General features: G+C 41.1%; 17 protein-coding genes, 2 rRNA genes and 1 riboswitch. Of the genes, 18 read left to right on the forward strand and 1 reads right to left on the reverse strand.

Going from position 1 to position 18,200, the window contains the following annotated elements; translation table 11 throughout:
• Both ACQKN3_RS15285 and rrf read left to right on the forward strand, forming a co-directional pair.
• Window positions 1-141: ribosomal RNA gene (locus tag ACQKN3_RS15285) — 23S ribosomal RNA — on the forward strand; the annotation flags it as partial.
• Window positions 142-324: 183 nt separating this feature from the next.
• A 5S ribosomal RNA gene (gene rrf, locus ACQKN3_RS15290) occupies window positions 325-440 on the forward strand.
• A gap of 64 nt (window positions 441-504) precedes the next feature.
• Here the strand turns inward: rrf and ACQKN3_RS15295 are convergent.
• On the reverse strand, window positions 505-975 hold the full coding sequence (locus ACQKN3_RS15295; RefSeq protein WP_251690826.1) for a GNAT family N-acetyltransferase: 471 nt from the start codon (window positions 973-975) through the stop codon (window positions 505-507).
• 200 nt (window positions 976-1,175) lie between these two features.
• Between ACQKN3_RS15295 and ACQKN3_RS15300 the strand changes: the two genes are divergently transcribed.
• The 16 genes from ACQKN3_RS15300 to purD all read left to right on the forward strand — a co-directional run bounded on the left by ACQKN3_RS15300 (window position 1,176) and on the right by purD (window position 18,151).
• Window positions 1,176-1,874: a response regulator transcription factor gene (locus tag ACQKN3_RS15300; protein WP_251690825.1), complete on the forward strand. Its 699-nt coding sequence runs from the start codon at window positions 1,176-1,178 to the stop codon at window positions 1,872-1,874.
• Window positions 1,871-3,319: a HAMP domain-containing sensor histidine kinase gene (locus ACQKN3_RS15305; RefSeq protein WP_427713009.1), complete on the forward strand. Its 1,449-nt coding sequence runs from the start codon at window positions 1,871-1,873 to the stop codon at window positions 3,317-3,319. Before ACQKN3_RS15300 ends, ACQKN3_RS15305 begins: the two co-directional genes overlap by 4 nt.
• 1 nt (window position 3,320) lies before the next feature.
• Window positions 3,321-4,358, forward strand: a complete 1,038-nt coding sequence (locus tag ACQKN3_RS15310; RefSeq protein WP_251690823.1) for a LolA family protein — start codon at window positions 3,321-3,323, stop codon at window positions 4,356-4,358.
• A 153-nt stretch (window positions 4,359-4,511) separates the two neighbouring features.
• Entirely contained in the window at window positions 4,512-4,700 is a 189-nt protein-coding gene (locus tag ACQKN3_RS15315) for an NETI motif-containing protein (RefSeq protein WP_251690822.1), read from the forward strand.
• A 98-nt stretch (window positions 4,701-4,798) separates the two neighbouring features.
• Window positions 4,799-4,898, forward strand: a riboswitch (purine riboswitch).
• Between the two features lie 167 nt (window positions 4,899-5,065).
• Window positions 5,066-5,554, forward strand: coding sequence for a 5-(carboxyamino)imidazole ribonucleotide mutase (gene purE / locus ACQKN3_RS15320; RefSeq protein ID WP_251690821.1), 489 nt, complete (start codon window positions 5,066-5,068; stop codon window positions 5,552-5,554).
• Complete coding sequence (purK, locus tag ACQKN3_RS15325; RefSeq protein ID WP_251690820.1) at window positions 5,551-6,675, forward strand: 5-(carboxyamino)imidazole ribonucleotide synthase; 1,125 nt, start codon at window positions 5,551-5,553, stop codon at window positions 6,673-6,675. Before purE ends, purK begins: the two co-directional genes overlap by 4 nt.
• Window positions 6,676-6,688: 13 nt before the next feature.
• Window positions 6,689-7,990, forward strand: coding sequence for an adenylosuccinate lyase (purB, locus tag ACQKN3_RS15330; RefSeq protein WP_251690819.1), 1,302 nt, complete (start codon window positions 6,689-6,691; stop codon window positions 7,988-7,990).
• A 28-nt stretch (window positions 7,991-8,018) separates the two neighbouring features.
• Window positions 8,019-8,729: a phosphoribosylaminoimidazolesuccinocarboxamide synthase gene (gene purC / locus ACQKN3_RS15335; protein WP_251690818.1), complete on the forward strand. Its 711-nt coding sequence runs from the start codon at window positions 8,019-8,021 to the stop codon at window positions 8,727-8,729.
• 3 nt (window positions 8,730-8,732) lie between these two features.
• The gene (gene purS, locus ACQKN3_RS15340) at window positions 8,733-8,978 is read left to right on the forward strand and encodes a phosphoribosylformylglycinamidine synthase subunit PurS (protein ID WP_350478741.1); all 246 of its coding nucleotides are present in this window, start codon (window positions 8,733-8,735) and stop codon (window positions 8,976-8,978) included.
• 4 nt (window positions 8,979-8,982) lie between these two features.
• Window positions 8,983-9,666: a phosphoribosylformylglycinamidine synthase subunit PurQ gene (purQ, locus tag ACQKN3_RS15345; RefSeq protein ID WP_427713016.1), complete on the forward strand. Its 684-nt coding sequence runs from the start codon at window positions 8,983-8,985 to the stop codon at window positions 9,664-9,666.
• A complete protein-coding gene (gene purL / locus ACQKN3_RS15350) occupies window positions 9,653-11,884 on the forward strand; it encodes a phosphoribosylformylglycinamidine synthase subunit PurL (RefSeq protein ID WP_427713019.1) in 2,232 nt (743 codons plus the stop codon). The genes purQ and purL overlap by 14 nt, the downstream gene beginning before the upstream one ends.
• Window positions 11,860-13,278 carry an amidophosphoribosyltransferase gene (gene purF / locus ACQKN3_RS15355; protein WP_251690814.1) on the forward strand — a complete coding sequence of 473 codons (1,419 nt, stop codon included), beginning with the start codon at window positions 11,860-11,862 and terminating at the stop codon, window positions 13,276-13,278. Before purL ends, purF begins: the two co-directional genes overlap by 25 nt.
• 24 nt (window positions 13,279-13,302) lie before the next feature.
• Window positions 13,303-14,358, forward strand: a complete 1,056-nt coding sequence (gene purM, locus ACQKN3_RS15360; protein ID WP_427713022.1) for a phosphoribosylformylglycinamidine cyclo-ligase — start codon at window positions 13,303-13,305, stop codon at window positions 14,356-14,358.
• Window positions 14,358-14,930, forward strand: coding sequence for a phosphoribosylglycinamide formyltransferase (gene purN / locus ACQKN3_RS15365; protein WP_251690812.1), 573 nt, complete (start codon window positions 14,358-14,360; stop codon window positions 14,928-14,930). The genes purM and purN overlap by 1 nt, the downstream gene beginning before the upstream one ends.
• Before the next feature lie 63 nt (window positions 14,931-14,993).
• Complete coding sequence (purH, locus tag ACQKN3_RS15370; RefSeq protein ID WP_251690811.1) at window positions 14,994-16,529, forward strand: bifunctional phosphoribosylaminoimidazolecarboxamide formyltransferase/IMP cyclohydrolase; 1,536 nt, start codon at window positions 14,994-14,996, stop codon at window positions 16,527-16,529.
• Between the two features lie 371 nt (window positions 16,530-16,900).
• A complete protein-coding gene (gene purD, locus ACQKN3_RS15375; protein WP_427713025.1) occupies window positions 16,901-18,151 on the forward strand; it encodes a phosphoribosylamine--glycine ligase in 1,251 nt (416 codons plus the stop codon).
• Window positions 18,152-18,200 lie beyond the last annotated feature (49 nt).

Below are 18,200 nucleotides of genomic sequence, written 5' to 3' on the forward strand. Positions count from 1 at the left end.
GCATGAAGCCCCCCTCAAGATGAGATTTCCCATTACGCAAGTAAGTAAGACCCCTGAAAGACGATCAGGTAGATAGGTTCGAGGTGGAAGTGCGGTGACGCATGCAGCTGACGAATACTAATCGGTCGAGGACTTAACCACATTTTATTGCACAATTCAATGAAACGTTTATCCAGTTTTGAAAGAATGATCTTTCTAAGGGTTTCAAGACACAAGCTAGTCGAGGAAACGACTGAGTGATTGAAGGAGCGTACTAAAGTACGTGACTGAAAGAACGAGGGAAGTTGACGAAGGATAGCGCCGTGTATTGGAAGCCGAAAATAGTGAAGTGATGATGGCAAAGAGGTCACACCCGTTCCCATACCGAACACGGAAGTTAAGCTCTTTAGCGCCGATGGTAGTTGGGGGCTTCCCCCTGTGAGAGTAGGACGTCGCTTCGCACACGCAAAACCACTGAGGAATCAGTGGTTTTTTTGTTGTTATAAATAGATACATTATAATCGATTATATTCTGACCATGGTCATGAATTTTGTGACGTCATTGCTGAATTCATTTTCTTTAACAAAACCAAGCTTTTTATATAAATGAATGGCTCTTTCATTAAACGTTGCTACGGTTAATCTTAACGATTTACTTGGATAACTATCTTCAATGAATTTCATAATATACGTACAAAACTCGAACCCCTTGCCTAGACCCACCAGATTGGGGTGCATCCCGACTCCCATATCAATTAAATCTTCCTTATAAACATCAAACTTATTTCCGCTAGGTACTCGAGCACTCTTCCCGGTACAAAAAAAACCAATTACCTCTTTATTTTTATTAATAATTACATAGTAGGATCCATCCAGTAATTCCTCCATAGCTTCCACTGTTTGTTCATTATTATAAAAGTCGTAAGGCTCTTCATAATTCCAGTCGAGAATTGCAGTGGCCATCTTGCTGTTCATCTTTTCAAAAAAAATTTCCATTTCTTTACGACACCTCTTTTAACAAATTATATAGTTGATATTAACATAAAAACCCATTTTAGAAAGGTCGTCTTTACTGTGAAAGGTAACTTTGGCTATCTTTAAACAGACAATACAAAGTAAGATAAAATATAAAGGATTTATAAAGTTACAATTATCGGAAAAATTACTTGTTATAGTGATTGTAGGAGGCGTACATGATGGCACAACAAATTCTTTTAGTGGAAGATGACCGCGAAATTGCGCGAATTATTAAAGACACATTAATAAAGGAAGGTTATGCAGTAACATGGGCAACGACAGGAATTGAAGGATTAGAAGATTTCTCTGCCGGAAACTATGATTTAATACTTGTTGATTGGATGATGCCTGAAATGGATGGGTTATCAATGATTGAACATATTCGAATGCAAAGTGATGTCCCAATTATTATGATCAGTGCAAAAAGCAATGAAACGGATAAAGTCACAGGATTACAAGATGCCGATGATTATTTGGCAAAGCCATTTTCTTTAGAAGAGTTAAAAGCGCGTGTTCGGTCTCAATTACGTCGATGGCAGCGATATAATAAAGTCTTTGCAGCAGAAGATATGTTTTCATATGTACATGGGTTAAAAATCGATTGGGTAAAAGAACGTGTTTATATCGAAGATGCTGAAATTAACTTGACGCAAAAAGAATTTGCGTTACTGAAAGTATTGGCACAAAATCCATTCGAGTTATTTACAAAGGAAGCGTTGTATACACTTGTTTGGCACCAAGTTGAGCTGGACCAGACACATACGGTAACGGTCCATATTAAAGCATTACGTGAGAAGCTGCATGATCCTGTAAAATCACCTAACTATATACAAACCGTATGGGGAAAGGGCTACCGCTTTATAGGTGAACAAGTATGAAGATTAAATCATGGCTTCTACTTACGTATTTGCTTGTCATGATATTGCCGTTACTTGCATTGTATGGTCTTTACGTAACGATTAACGCATATTACCAAGATAAAAATGTTGATGAGTATTTTGAAAAGTGGGCATTAGTTACAGATTTAAAAGATCAATTGGATCATCCATCGCTTTACAATATTAATGCGAATTACAAGGAAATCGAGAAACTGACATCCGATCAGTTGATGATTACGCTGTACAGTCCGAATGGAAAGATTTATTATTCCTCAAATTTTATTAACACTTTCAGCAGCTTTGATTCGAAAAGAACGGTTTATAAAAATCTGTATGAATTTGAACAAAACTATAAGACATTTATTTATAAAGAACCTGTTTATGAAGATGGAGAAATAAAGGGTATATACAAAATTGCGCTCGTTCGTTCAGAATGGCTGGAACAAGTAAATACCAAATCTCTATTTGTCATAATTAGTTTAATTGCAATAATGCTGCTCATATACGGGTCGGTTGTCTATTTGCTAAACAGACGCCTCAATAAGCCGGCAAAACGACTAATGGAGCAAATGCGTGCTTTCGCCAAGGATGAAGCAACAAATCCGCTACCTGTAACAAAGGATGAAATCGGGGAATTAACCGAGAGCTTTCAGCTAATGCAGCAGGAAATTACGGCGACTCGAAAAAAGCTTGCATCGGAGCAGCAACAAAAGGAATTTATGATTGCAAGTCTGTCTCATGACTTGAAAACGCCTCTAACATCAATTCAAGCATATGCAGAAAGCTTACGGTACGGGAACCATTCTGAAAAGGATCATCAGGAATATTTGCAGATCATTCAGTCCAAATCAGACTATATGAAGCAGTTGCTTGATGATTTAATGATGTTGACATTATTGCAATCCCCAACATATGAACTGGAACTTGTAAAAGTCGATGGTGAAGAGTTTTTTGATATGCTTTTAGGTGACTATGAACAGATTAGTAGGGAAAAAGGGTTTAAGGCAAAAACGAAAGTCAAAGTGGAAGGAAGTTATTTCGTAAATCCGAAGCAACTGATGCGCGTTGTCGATAATGTTGTCGCGAATGCATGGACGTATACAAATCCTGGAGGAACGATTTATGTATCCGCATTTGAAAAATCAAATATGCCTTCGTGGAGTATAGGGAAATTAGCAGAAAGCTTTACGGAAAAAGGTGTTTATATTGTCGTACAAAACAGCGGTGCAGCGATAACGGAACAGGAGTGTAAACAAATGTTTGAACCGATGTATCAGATTGATGATTCCCGAAGCCATATAGGTGAGCGGGGGGCTGGTCTCGGTTTAAGTATTGCAAAGCAAATTATAGCTAAGCATGATGGAACAATTACAGCTAGAGCACAGAAAAATCAGTTAGCGATTGTCATATGGATACCATCAATTGAAGAAGAGAGGAATGGATAAAATGAAAAAATTGATTTATTCAGCAGCAGTAGTTTTAACGCTATCTTTGGCAGCATGCAGCAATGAAGAAAGTTATTCACCCCAGGAAATATTAGATCAGGCGATGCAGGAAACGTCTGAGCTTGATTCTTTTTATGGAGAATATAAAATGACAATGGATGACGGGACCGAAATACTTTCAAAGCAATGGGAGAAAAACGGAAAGACTCGTGTAGAGATGGTTGACTCCACAGGAGAGGAATCAATTGCTGTTAACGACGGTAAAACAATAACATCCTATTCGAAAACAATGAATGAAGCAATCATCTTTGAGCTCGGTCCAGACATGGAAAACTTAGTTCGACCAACGTTAAAAGAGCAGGCATTACGTACATTAGAACAAATAAAAAATTCCCATGATATTACGATTGGTGAAGAAGAAAAGATTGCCGATCATGAAACGTACCATTTAATCGCAAAAGCTAAAAAGCAAAATACGCTTATTGGAGATATGGAAGTTTGGGTTGATAAAAAAACATGGATGACATTAAAGACAATATCTGTAAGTGGCGATATGAAAATAACTTCTGAATTCACAAAATTTGAACCGAACAGTAAAATTGATGATTCCATATTTATTCTGGACATTCCGGAAGATGCTAATGTAAAAATTGAGCCTTTTCAGCCAATCGAACAATTAACAGAGCAGGAAGCTGTCGAGAAGCTAGGCCCCTTTTTAATCTTCTCCGAATCACTTGGTTACACATTGGAAGGAATTGAAGATATGGGGATGGCGGAAACTGAAGAGATTGTGTTAACGTATTCTAAAAACGGTGAGCAGCAATTTTCTCTTTCAATCTTCAAGCCAATGGAGTCCATCGGTGAAGATGAAGAGATAATTGAAGTACGCGGACAAAAAGGATCTAAAATTGATTTGGAGACTTTCAAATTACTTCAATGGGATGAAGAGGGCTTACGCTATAATATAATTATTGAAAATCCTGACTTAACATTTGAGGATATACTGGAGTTAACAGAACAAATGGAGTATATAAAATAAATGAACTGGAGCAATCACTGGAAATTTGTGATTGCTCCGTTTTATTTTCCAGTTGTGACAAATCGTTCACAAAATTAAATCTTTCTATTAGAAAGTACTAAAAATATCGTGGTATAGTTAGAGCGATATTTTACATGTGGAAGGATGACCTTTTTGGCTAAAAAGCAAGTATGGTATGAAGTAGAAGAAAATGAAACAATCGAGCAATGCCTTGAAAGAATGAAGAAAGATGGCTATATGCCATTTGGACGAAGAGAAGAACCTGTATTTGAAGAGGTAAATGGCGAACCTGTTTACTTACGTCAAAAAATACAATTTAAAGGTATATTGATAGAAGATTAACGGGCGATTTGATTAAAAACCGAACATTATCTTTTGCTTTAAAAATATCGTTCGCATTTTTACGTTGATTTTATTCGTAACCCTTGTTAAAATGTGAACAGGAAAAACATTTAATCCCTCATATATGCTAGAGAATATGGCTCTAGTGTCTCTACCCGGCACCGTAAATACCGGACTATGTGGGAAAGCAACTTCAGGTATGATGAATAAAGGATGTGGATTGCAATGCAATTATCTACATATACTTTTAATGCTCAGTCCTCAAGTAGATTGCTTTCTCATGCGTAGAGCGTAGAGAGCAGTTTATTTGAGGATTTTTACATTGATTTTTAACAAGTGAGAAGATGTTTAAAGGAGCGAAATTCATGAATCCGAAAATTGGCGTTATTATGGGAAGTTCAAGTGATTGGGAAACGATGAAGCATGCTTGTGACATTTTGGACGAGCTGCAAGTGCCTTATGAAAAGCAAGTCGTTTCAGCACATCGCACACCAGATTTAATGTTTGAATATGCGGAAGCTGCACGTGGACGCGGTATTCAAGTAATTATTGCAGGGGCTGGTGGAGCAGCTCATTTACCAGGTATGGTAGCAGCAAAAACGACATTACCTGTAATAGGGGTACCTGTACAGTCACGTGCGCTAAACGGACTCGATTCACTATTATCGATTGTCCAAATGCCAGGTGGTGTACCTGTCGCAACTGTAGCAATCGGCAAGGCAGGAGCAACAAATGCGGGCCTGCTTGCAACGCAAATTTTAGGAGCGTTTGATCAGGAGCTTGCTGCAAAGCTTGAGGCAAGACGTGAAGCGACAAAAGCTCAAGTTTTGGAAAGCACAGGTGACTTAACGTGACGAAAATGATTTACCCTGGACAAACAATCGGCATTATCGGCGGTGGTCAGCTTGGTCGTATGATGGCAGTTGCGGCAAAAGAAGCCGGCTATAAAATCGCAGTACTGGAGCCAACAATGGATTCGCCTTGTGGGCAAGTGGCAGACATACGAATTGTCGCAGCTTACGATGATGAAGCAGCATTGGAAGAGCTGGCGGAAGTAAGTGATGTCATAACATATGAGTTTGAGAACATCGATTACGATGGCTTAAAGCGTTTAACACAAATGGCCTATGTTCCTCAAGGTGCAGAGCTTGTGCGCATTACACAAAATCGTGTAACAGAAAAGCAGATGATTGTTGATGCAGGCTGTCCGGTTGCGCCATATATTGTCGCTTCTACATATGAACAGCTTCAAGAGGACATCGGAAAAATCGGCTTCCCATGTATCGTAAAAACAGCACGGGGCGGTTATGACGGGAAAGGCCAGCAGTTATTGAAATCTGCTGAGGACTTACCGTTAGCAAAAGAATTATTTGCATATTCACAGTGTATTGCAGAGGGCTTTGTTCCATTTACAAAAGAGATTTCAGTCATCGTTCAACGCAATGGAGACGGTGAAACTTACTGCTTGCCTGTCGGAGAAAACATTCATATAAATCATATTTTACATGAAACGATTGTGCCGGCACGAATCGAACAGTCTACAGCACAATTAGCTGAGGAAGCTGCTCTAAAAATTGCGGATTCACTACAACTGATTGGTACATTGGCAGTTGAAATGTTCGTCCTTGAAGATGGCAGTATCGTAATTAACGAATGCGCACCACGTCCGCATAACTCAGGCCATTATTCGATTGAGGCATGCAATATTTCACAGTTTACTCAGCATATTCGTGCAGTATGCGGGTGGCCGCTACGTAAACCAAAACTGTGGGCGCCATCAATTATGGTGAATGTACTTGGTCAGCATGTCGTTCCATTAACAAATTCCATTTCGAAGTTTCCTGACTGGTCAGTACATTTGTACGGGAAATCAGAAGCAAAGGTAAATCGAAAAATGGGTCATGTCACAATCATGACAGATGATATAAATACAGCATTACAACAAATTAAAGACTCTGGTATCTGGCCGGAGTAAAAGGAGAAGATTTATGATAGAACGCTATACACGTCCTGAAATGGGTGCAATTTGGACTGAAGAAAATAAATTTAAAGCATGGCTTGAAGTAGAGATTTTAGCTTGTGAAGCCTGGGCTGAAATTGGTGAAATTCCAAAAGAGGATGTAGCAAAATTACGTGCAAATGCATCATTTGATATCAATCGTATTTATGAAATTGAGCAGGAAACACGTCATGATGTAGTAGCATTTACACGAGCTGTTTCGGAAACACCTGCACTTGGTGATGAAAAGAAATGGGTACACTACGGTTTAACTTCAACGGACGTTGTAGATACAGCACTATCATATTTAATCAAACAGGCGAATGAAATTTTACGGAAAGATTTACATCAATTCATCGCTATTCTGACTGAAAAAGCGAAAGAGCATAAATTTACAGTAATGATGGGACGTACGCACGGTGTGCATGCAGAACCGACAACATTTGGTTTAAAGCTGGCATTATGGCTTGAAGAAATGCGCCGTAACTTAGTACGTTTTGAAGAAGCCGCAAAAGTAATTGAAACAGGTAAAATGAGCGGTGCTGTCGGAACATATGCCAATATTAACCCGCGTGTGGAAAGCTATGTATGTGAACATCTTGGATTAGCAGCTGCACCAATTTCTACACAGACATTACAGCGTGACCGTCATGCACAATACTTTTCTACATTGGCATTAATCGCTACATCAATTGAAAAATTTGCGACAGAAATCCGCGGACTGCAAAAATCCGAAACACGTGAAGTGGAAGAAGGGTTTGCGAAAGGGCAAAAAGGTTCATCTGCTATGCCGCATAAGCGAAACCCAATCGGCTCTGAAAATATGACAGGTATGGCACGATTGATGCGCGGTTACATGCTGACAGCTTATGAGAATGTAGCTTTATGGCATGAACGTGATATTTCCCATTCTTCAGCTGAACGTGTCATTATTCCGGATGCCACAATTACATTAAATTATATGTTAAATCGTTTCGGTAATATTTTGAAAAACTTAACTGTATTCCCTGACAATATGAAACGCAATATGGAGCGTACATTTGGTCTGATCTACTCACAGCGTATTTTACTTGCGTTAATCGACAAAGGATTATCACGTGAGGAGGCGTACGATACGGTTCAGCCATTAACAGCGCGAGCTTGGGATGAGCAAACACAGTTCCGTCCGCTTGTGGAAGCGAGTGAAGAAATCACAGCGCATCTATCACCGGAAGAAATTGCAGACTGCTTTGACTACAACTACCATATTCAGAATGTTGATTTGATTTTCGAACGTTTAGGTCTTAACTAACTAATCAATTAATCAGGAGGAATACGTCATGAATAAAGGCCAGCTTTTATATGAAGGGAAAGCAAAACGACTCTATACAACAGAAGATACTGAAATACTTTTTGTTGAATACAAAGATAGTGCGACAGCATTTAATGGTGAGAAAAAAGCCGAGATTGCTGGAAAGGGAAATTTAAACAACCAAATTACGACGTTACTTTTCGAAAAGTTACAAGCAAACGGAATTGAGTCACATTTCGTAAAAAGGCTTTCAGCGAACGAACAGCTTGTACGTAAAGTCGAAATTATTCCAATCGAAGTTGTTACACGCAATATTGCTGCAGGCAGCCTGGCAAAACGTCTAGGCTTGGATGAGGGTACTCCACTAAAGCGTCCGATCGTCGAATTTTATTATAAAGATGATGCATTAGGTGATCCGCTGATTACAACAGAGCATATTGATGTGCTGAATATCGCAACACCAATGGAAGTAGAACAGCTGTATAATGCGGCACTGCATGTGAATGAAGTGCTGCTACCGATTTTTACTGCTGTTGGTGTAACGCTAGTCGACTTCAAACTGGAATTTGGTCGTGATAAAGGCGGCAATATTTTACTTGCCGATGAAATTTCTCCTGACACTTGTCGTTTATGGGACTCTAGTACAAAGCAAAAGCTTGATAAAGACGTATTCCGCCGTGATTTAGGCAATCTAACGGAAGTATATGAGATTATATTACAAAAACTTGGAGGCAACTAACTCATGAAGAAAGTTAAAATATATGTAACATTAAAAGAAAGCATCCTGGATCCACAAGGTTCTGCAGTTCAAGGCTCATTGCAAAAAATCGGCTATGGTGAAGTTTCTGACGTACGTATCGGCAAGTATTTGGAAGTTACAATCGAAGATACTGACCGTGATATCAACACAATCGTGAAAGAAATGTGCGAAAAAGTATTAACGAACACGGTGATTGAAAAGTACCGTTACGAAGTTGAGGAGGCATAATACGATGAAATTTGCAGTACTCGTTTTCCCGGGGTCTAACTGTGATATCGACATGTTTCATGCGATTAAGGACGAGTTAGGTGAAGAAGTAGAATATGTTTGGCATACAGCTACAAGTCTAGACGGATTTGACGGGGCATTAGTGCCTGGCGGTTTCTCATATGGAGATTATTTACGTTGTGGCGCAATGGCAAACCAATCAAACATTATGTCGGCTCTAAAAGAGTTTGCAGCACAAGGCAAACCAGTGTTAGGTGTTTGTAATGGATTCCAAATTTTAACGGAAGCAGAGCTGTTACCAGGAGCTCTTATCCGCAATAAAAACCTGAAATTCATGTGTCGTACAGTACAGCTGAAAGTTGAAAACAACAACACATTATTTACAAACGGATATGAAGAGGGAGAAGTAATCAATATTCCGATCGCGCACGGTGAAGGCAACTACTACTGTGATGACGAAACATTAGCCTCTTTACAAGCCAATAACCAGATTGTCTTTACATATGAGGGTGAAAATCCGAACGGTTCTTTAGCGAATATCGCAGGAATTATCAATAAAGAAGGCAATGTACTCGGCATGATGCCACATCCAGAGCGTGCTGCAAATGAAATCGTTGGTGGCGCAGACGGTCTTAAACTATTTAAATCAATTGTGAAGCAGTGGAGGGAACAGCATGTTAACAACTAATTTCGAACCAACACCAGAGCAAATTAAGGAAAAACGTCTCTATGCAGACATGGGGATGTCAGATGCGGAATTTGACTTGGCAATTGAAAAGTTAGGTCGTATTCCAAACTGGACAGAAACAGGTCTTTTCTCGGTGATGTGGTCTGAGCACTGCTCTTATAAAAAATCGAAGCCGGTACTTCGCAAGTTCCCGACAAAAGGTCCTCAAGTACTGCAAGGTCCTGGTGAAGGTGCCGGTATTGTTGACATCGGTGATGAGCAGGCGGTCGTTTTCAAAATGGAATCACATAACCATCCATCTGCTATTGAACCATACCAAGGTGCTGCAACAGGTGTAGGCGGAATTATCCGTGATGTTTTCTCAATGGGTGCACGTCCAATTGCTATGCTGAACTCCTTACGTTTTGGTGAGTTGAAATCAGCGCGCGGTAAATATCTATTTGAAGAAGTTGTTGCGGGTATTGCAGGTTACGGAAACTGTATCGGTATTCCGACAGTAGGCGGCGAAATTGGTTTTGATCCGTGCTACGAAGGAAATCCGCTTGTAAATGCAATGTGTGTCGGATTAATCGATCATAAGGATATCCAAAAAGGTATTGCTGCAGGAGTAGGAAATACTGTAATGTACGTTGGTGCAAAAACAGGTCGTGACGGTATTCACGGTGCAACATTCTCTTCTGAAGAATTGACAGAAGATACTGAAGAAAGTCGTTCGGCAGTACAAGTTGGGGATCCATTCATGGAAAAATTACTTCTTGAAGCTTGTCTGGAAGTTGTAAAATCAGATGCATTAGTTGGTATTCAAGATATGGGTGCAGCAGGTCTTACTTCATCTTCAGCAGAAATGGCCTCTAAAGCTGGTACTGGTGTAGAGATGAACTTGGACTTAGTTCCTCAACGCGAAACAAACATGTCAGCGTATGAAATGATGTTATCAGAGTCTCAAGAGCGCATGCTGATCGTTGTAAAAGCAGGTCGTGAAGATGAAATTAAAGCGATTTTCGATAAATATGATCTTGATGCGGTAGCAGTAGGAAGAGTGACAGAAGACAAAATGCTTCGTTTACTGCACAAAGGTGAAGTGGTAGCAGAGGTGCCTGCAGACGCGCTTGCTGAAGACGCACCGGTTTACAATATGCCGGATGCTGAACCAGCTTACTTTGCAGCATATCAGGCAATGGAAAATACAGAACCAAACGTAACAGATTATAAAGAAACGTTAACAGCACTTTTAAAAGCGCCGACAATCGCTTCAAAAGAATGGGTTTATGATCAATATGACTACCAAGTACGTACAAATACGGTGGTAGCACCAGGTTCGGATGCTGCAGTATTACGTGTACGCGGTACAAATAAAGGGTTGGCGATGACGACAGACTGTAATGCTCGCTATATCTACCTAGACCCTACAACAGGCGGAAAAATTGCTGTTGCTGAAGCAGCGCGTAACATCGTATGTTCAGGCGGACAACCACTTGCGATTACAGACTGCCTAAACTTCGGTAATCCGGAAAAGCCTGAAATCTTCTGGCAAATCCAAAAATCGGCTGACGGTATTGCAGAGGCTTGTTTAGCATTAGATGCACCAGTTATTGGCGGTAACGTATCAATGTACAACGAGCGTTCAGGCGAAGCGGTTTACCCAACACCAACAATCGGTATGGTTGGATTAGTAAAAGATTTAGCGCATGTTACAACACAGGAAGTTAAAGCTGCCGGTGATGTTGTGTACGTAGTCGGTGACACAAAAACAGAATTCGGTGGTTCTGAATTACAAAAGTTAGTGGAAGGCGGCATTTCTGGCAAAGCACCTTCAATCGACTTAACAGTAGAAGCGGCACGTCAACAATCTATTTTGGAAGCAATTCAAGCGGGACTTGTTCAGTCAGCGCATGATGTTTCTGAAGGCGGAGTTGCGGTTGCATTAGCGGAGAAAACTTTCGCTGCAAAAGGTTTAGGTTTGGACGTAGCATTAACAGGTTCTGCAACAACGGCTCTGTTCGCTGAATCACAATCACGCTTTGTATTAACAGTGAAAGCTGAACATGCAGAAGGATTTGAAACAATCGTAAAAGACGCACAAAAAATCGGTACAGTAACAGACGACGCGAATATTAAAATTAGCGGCGAAACTGGTGTACTTGTTGAAGGTACTGTGGAGGAATTCCGTTCTGCCTGGAAAGGAGCAATTCCATGCTTGCTGAAATCAGAGGCTTAAATGAGGAATGTGGTGTATTTGGCATTTGGGGTAACCAGGATGCGGCCCACTTAAGTTATTACGGTTTACACGCATTACAGCATCGTGGACAGGAAGGAGCTGGTATCGTCACAACCGACGGTAATCAGCTTCAGGCTGTACGTGGTGAAGGTCTCGTAAATGACGTGTTCAATGAAAATAAATTACGTAAAGTAGTAGGGCACGCAGCAATTGCGCATGTACGATACGCAACAGCAGGCGGCAAAGGACTGGAAAATGTCCAGCCATTGTTATTCCGTTCTTCAACTGGCTCACTGGCAATTGCCCATAATGGGAACTTAGTGAATGCCACACATTTAAAACAGTTTTTAGAGCGCTCTGGCAGTATTTTCAACTCGACTTCCGATACAGAGGTTGTTGTACATCTCATTAAAAAATCAAAACACTCACCATTTCGTTCAAAAGTGAAAGAAGCATTGTCGTTATTAAAAGGCGCATTCTCTATTATTTTATTAACGAATGACCAAATGATTGTGGCTCGGGACCGAAATGGTTTACGACCGCTTTCACTTGGAAAGCTGGGTGATTCATATGTAGTTGCTTCTGAAACATGTGCATTTGATTTAATCGGTGCGGAATACGTACGTGAAGTGGAACCTGGCGAGTTATTGATCATTTCAAATAATGGTCTTGAGGTCGACAGCTATGTTGAAAAGGACAAGCGAACAATGTGTGCGATGGAATATGTATATCTTGCACGTCCTGATTCAAATATTGATGAAGTAAATATCCATATGGCCCGTAAACGCATGGGGAAAGAACTCGCAAAAGAATGTTCCCATATTGAAGCGGACGTCGTTACAGGAGTTCCTGATTCGTCCATTTCTGCAGCAATCGGATTTTCTGAAGCGAGCGGTATTCCATACGAGCTTGGTTTAATTAAAAACCGCTATGTTGGACGTACTTTTATCCAGCCGACACAGGAGCTTCGCGAACGTGGTGTTAAAATGAAACTATCACCGGTAGTTCAAGTTGTTAAAGGAAAACGTGTTGTAATGGTAGATGATTCAATTGTACGCGGTACAACATCGAGACGCATTGTACGCATGCTGAAAGAAGCAGGGGCGGCAGAAGTACATGTTGTGATTTCTTCCCCTCCAATGACGGATCCTTGTTATTACGGAATCGATACGTCGACACATGAAGAGCTGATAGCATCAAGCCACAGTGTGGAAGATATACGAGTAGCAATTGAAGCAGACACACTAACATTTTTATCGCTGGAAGGTATGGTCCGTGCAACGAACCGCCCGTTTGAAGATGAAAATGGCGGACTTTGCGTCGCATGCTTTACTGGTAAATACCCGACAGAGATTTTCCCGGACACAGTTTTACCACATGAAAAAGACTGTTAGAAATTAAGGAGGAGCAAGTACATTATGTCAAAAGCATATGAACAGGCAGGCGTAAATATTGAGGCAGGTTATGAAGCAGTAAAACGTATGAAGTCACATGTCGAGCGTACGAACCGTTTAGGTGTGATGGGAACGTTTGGCGGCTTTGGAGGCATGTTTGATTTGTCTGCACTGAACTTAAAGGAACCAGTTCTTATTTCAGGTACGGACGGTGTTGGGACGAAACTGAAGCTTGCATTTATGGTTGATAAACACGATACAATCGGCGTGGACTGTGTTGCGATGTGTGTAAATGATATCGTTGCACAAGGTGCTGAACCACTTTACTTCCTTGACTATGTAGCAGTAGGGAAGGCCGAGCCGGCAAAAATAGAACAAATCGTTAAAGGTGTTGCAGACGGCTGTGTGCAGTCAGGAGCAGCATTAATCGGCGGAGAAACAGCTGAAATGCCGGGTCTTTACGAAGAAGAAGAGTACGACTTAGCTGGTTTTGCTGTAGGTGCTTGTGAAAAAACGGACATCATTACAGGCGAGAAAATAGAGGAAGGCGATGTTCTAATCGGCCTTGCTTCAAGCGGTGTACATTCAAACGGCTATTCATTAGTGCGTAAAGTTGTGTTCGCGGACAATGAAATCGCAGTTGACGCAGTAGTAGAAGGCTATGAAGACCTTGGTCCTATCGGCGAAGCGCTTCTCGTTCCTACAAAGCTTTATGCAAAGCCAGTTTTAGCAGCACTTAAAGCTGCAGATGTACACGGTTGTGCACACGTTACAGGCGGGGGCTTCTATGAAAACTTGCCACGTATGATGCCACAAGGTTTGGCAACTGAAATCGATTTAGGATCTTGGCCAGTGCTGCGCATCTTTGAATTTTTAAAAGAAAAAGGTGCATTGGCGGACAAAGATTTATATAACGTATTCAACATGGGAATCGGCTTTGTTATTGCGGTTCCAGCGAGTGAAGCTGATAAAGTGGTTGCTGCAGTAGAAGCTGAAGGTGAAAAAGCTTACACAATCGGTCGCGTTGTGAACGGTGAAGGAGTTATTTTCAACGGCGAACATGACGGGAGCTTAGTGTAATGGGTACGAAAATTGCCGTATTCGCTTCTGGAAGCGGTAGTAACTTTCAGGCAATTCAAGAAGCTATTAGTCGCGGTGAGCTTAACGCGACGATCGAGCTTGTCATTACGGATAAGCCGGGTGCTTATGTTGTGACACGTGCACAAAATTTCGGTATACCTGCTATGGAGCTTGCACCGAAAACCTTTGCCGACAAGTTAGCTTATGAAACCAAACTTGTTGAACTGTTAAAAGAACGAGAGATTGAATGGATCATCTTAGCAGGTTATATGCGCCTTGTTGGGGAAACGCTATTATCGGCTTACGAGCATCGGATTATCAATATTCATCCGTCGCTGCTGCCATCATTTCCCGGAAAAGACGCCATTGGTCAGGCGATGAATCACGGCGTAAAAGTTACGGGTGTAACGGTCCACTATGTAGATGCGGGAATGGATACAGGAAAGATTATCTCGCAGGGAGCAGTTGATGTTGTAGATGGTAACCGTGAAGCGACTGAAGAGCGTATACATAAATTAGAACATGCGCTATACACGAAGACATTACAGCAATTATTTAAAGTAAATAAGTAAATTCGCATGAGCCGCTCCTGTGAGGGCATTGCTCACCGAAAAAATGAATTGGAGGACCTAATCGTGACGAAACGTGCACTTATTAGTGTTTCAGATAAAAATGGTATTTTAGAATTTGCAAAAGAATTAGTAGCTCTTGGCTATGAAGTACTTTCTACTGGAGGAACAAAAAGTTTATTACAACAAAACAATGTTCCGGTAACTGCAGTAGATGAAGTAACAAACTTCCCGGAAATTTTGGATGGCCGTGTAAAAACATTAAACCCGATGATCCATGGCGGTCTATTAGGTAAGTTTGATGAGCCAAGCCATGTTGCGCAAATGAACGAACATGGCATCCGCCCAATCGAAATTGTATGTGTCAATTTATATCCGTTTGTCGAAACGATTTCAAAACCGGATGTATCTTGGGATGATGCAATTGAAAACATCGATATCGGCGGTCCGACAATGCTACGTTCGGCAGCAAAAAACCATGATTATGTAACGGTAATTGTTGATGCAAATGACTATTCTGCCGTATTGGAAGAGTTAAAGGCAGATGGAAAAACGACATTAACAACACGTCGTCGTTTAGCAGCAAAAGTATTCCGTCACACGGCTGCATATGATTCGTATATTTCCAATCATTTATCAAATGCAATTGGCGAAGAGTTCCCGGAAAACATGACGTTAACATATGAACTGAAGCAAACATTACGCTATGGTGAAAACCCTCACCAAAAAGCGGCGTTCTATGCAAAACGTTTAGGTTCAGATTTCTCGATTGCCTACGCAACACAATTACACGGCAAAGAATTATCGTACAACAATATTCAGGATGCAAATGCAGCATTGCAAATCGTAAAAGAATTTGAACTACCTGCAGCGGTTGCCGTGAAACATATGAACCCATGTGGTGTCGGAACTGGTGAAACAATCGAAGAAGCATTCAGTAAAGCATATGAAGCAGATCCAACATCGATCTTCGGCGGCATCATTGCATTAAATAAAGAAGTGGACAAAGCAACTGCAGAAAAGTTATCGGGTATTTTCCTTGAAATCATTATTGCGCCAAGCTTTACTGCAGAAGCATTAGAAATTTTAACACAAAAGAAAAATATCCGTCTGTTAACTATCGATTTCGCACAGGAAAAGCAGGATCAATTCAATGTTGTTGCTGTTGAAGGTGGTTTACTTGTACAGGAGCCGGACCGTTTCGGATTTAAAGATGCAAACATTCAAGTTGTGACAGACCGTAAACCGACTGAAGAAGAATGGGAAGCGTTAAAACTAGGCTGGGCAGTTGTGAAGCATGTAAAATCAAATGCCATTGTTGTAACGGATAAACAAATGACATTAGGTGTTGGCGCTGGTCAAATGAACCGTGTAGGCGCAGCAAAAATTGCCTTTGAACAAGCGGGAGACAAAGCACAGGGCGCGGCATTGGCTTCGGATGCATTCTTCCCAATGGGCGACACAGTGGAAGCAGCGGCAAAAGCCGGTATTAAAGCAATCATTCAACCAGGCGGCTCAATTAAAGACCAGGAATCAATCGATGCAGCGAACAAATACGGTATTGCAATGGTGTTTACAGGGGTTCGTCACTTTAAACATTAATTAATAAGTTAGCAGTAGAGAAATTATTAAATTTACGTTATAATAGAATAAAGTTTCGCTAATGTTCTGGCCGGATGTTAGCAGAAGCGTTTGCAAATGATTTATTTATTCTTCTTTCTGGCCGGGAGAGGGATAAATAAGACGATTGGGCGATTCTTGGCCGGGTCCCCATCGTAACCAAATTTTATTAACAACTGTATCGACTTTGGCCGGGAGATGCGCTGTTAATAATAAAATAATCATTGATTGTAATATGCACAGCACTACTTTTGGTCGGGTAGCGCAGTGTAAACGACCATTAATGAAAAACGCTCGCCTAAAATTTGGCGGGCGTTTTTTTTATCCAAATTTCTATAAAAGGGGAAGCTAATATGAACATTCTTGTAATCGGTAGTGGTGGTCGTGAGCATGCGATCGCGAAGCAATTCAATAATGCACCATCTGTACAAAAGGTATTCGTAGCACCAGGAAATGACGGAATGAAACAGGATGCACAAGTTGTTGCGATTGATGCACTAGATTTCGCAGCACTTGCACAGTTTGTAAAAGAAAATGATGTAGCTTTAACATTTGTAGGGCCAGAGCAGCCATTAGCAGAAGGAATCGTTGACTACTTCAATGAGCAAGGCTTGGTTATTTTCGGTCCAACGAAAGCGGCGGCAAAAATCGAAGGTTCGAAGTCTTATGCAAAAGAGATTATGAACAAATATAACATTCCGACGGCAGCGCATGAAACTTTTACGGAAGCGGATAAAGCGGTTGCTTATATTAAAGAGCAAGGTGCTCCGATTGTAATTAAAGCGGACGGATTAGCGGCCGGAAAAGGTGTCATTGTCGCGATGACAGAACAAGAAGCAATTGAAGCTGTGGAAGATATGATCGGCAACCAACGTTTCGGGGATTCTTCGTCCCGTGTTGTTGTGGAAGAGTTCCTCGATGGCGAAGAATTCAGCTTCATGAGTTTTGTACATAAAGGGCAAATATACCCAATGGTCATTGCACAAGATCATAAACGTGCATATGATGGCGATAAAGGACTAAATACAGGCGGAATGGGTGCTTATTCACCAGTACCGCAAATTTCTGAGGACATTGTGAAAGTTGCGTACGACACAATCGTAGAGCCAACTGTAAAAGCAATGGATGCAGAAGGTGTATCATTCACTGGAATTCTGTATGCAGGCTTAATTTTAACTGCCAAAGGCCCGAAAGTAATTGAGTTCAATGCACGTTTTGGTGACCCGGAAACACAAGTTGTGTTACCACGTATGGCTTCAGACTTCGGTGAATTTATGATGAGCTTAATGAACGAGCAGCCATATGAGTTACAGTGGAAAGAAGAGGCTATGCTAGGGGTTGTTGTTGCGGCTGAAGGCTATCCGGGTGATGTGGAAAAAGGCAATGCACTGCCGGAACTTTCGGATATTGAACTGCCGGTATTCCATGCGGGGACAAAGCTTGAGGGCGACCGGTTCATCGGTAACGGTGGCCGTGTGTTGTTAGTGGCGTCAGAAGCAGCCACGTTAAAAGAAGCGCAGGAAAAAGTATATGCTGAACTTGCAAAGAAAGAATGGACGAATTTCTTCTTCCGCAAAGATATTGGTTGGAGAACATTTAAATAAAGGAGAGGCGATACGTGCAGACGTGTCGCCTTTTCTACTATCTAAGCTG

This window comes from Solibacillus sp. NPDC093137, from assembly GCF_050280445.1.
Classification (GTDB): domain Bacteria; phylum Bacillota; class Bacilli; order Bacillales_A; family Planococcaceae; genus Solibacillus; species Solibacillus isronensis_B.

Coding starts and splice junctions, on each gene's coding strand:
- purF (WP_251690814.1), top strand. CDS start 11,860: ATGCTTGCTGAAATCAGAGGCTTAAATGAGGAATGTGGTGTATTTGGC.
- purD (WP_427713025.1), top strand. CDS start 16,901: ATGAACATTCTTGTAATCGGTAGTGGTGGTCGTGAGCATGCGATCGCG.
- purM (WP_427713022.1), top strand. CDS start 13,303: ATGTCAAAAGCATATGAACAGGCAGGCGTAAATATTGAGGCAGGTTAT.
- purS (WP_350478741.1), top strand. CDS start 8,733: ATGAAGAAAGTTAAAATATATGTAACATTAAAAGAAAGCATCCTGGAT.
- ACQKN3_RS15310 (WP_251690823.1), top strand. CDS start 3,321: ATGAAAAAATTGATTTATTCAGCAGCAGTAGTTTTAACGCTATCTTTG.
- purL (WP_427713019.1), top strand. CDS start 9,653: ATGTTAACAACTAATTTCGAACCAACACCAGAGCAAATTAAGGAAAAA.
- purC (WP_251690818.1), top strand. CDS start 8,019: ATGAATAAAGGCCAGCTTTTATATGAAGGGAAAGCAAAACGACTCTAT.
- ACQKN3_RS15305 (WP_427713009.1), top strand. CDS start 1,871: ATGAAGATTAAATCATGGCTTCTACTTACGTATTTGCTTGTCATGATA.
- purN (WP_251690812.1), top strand. CDS start 14,358: ATGGGTACGAAAATTGCCGTATTCGCTTCTGGAAGCGGTAGTAACTTT.
- purQ (WP_427713016.1), top strand. CDS start 8,983: ATGAAATTTGCAGTACTCGTTTTCCCGGGGTCTAACTGTGATATCGAC.
- ACQKN3_RS15295 (WP_251690826.1), bottom strand. CDS start 975: ATGGAAATTTTTTTTGAAAAGATGAACAGCAAGATGGCCACTGCAATT.
- ACQKN3_RS15300 (WP_251690825.1), top strand. CDS start 1,176: ATGGCACAACAAATTCTTTTAGTGGAAGATGACCGCGAAATTGCGCGA.
- purE (WP_251690821.1), top strand. CDS start 5,066: ATGAATCCGAAAATTGGCGTTATTATGGGAAGTTCAAGTGATTGGGAA.
- purB (WP_251690819.1), top strand. CDS start 6,689: ATGATAGAACGCTATACACGTCCTGAAATGGGTGCAATTTGGACTGAA.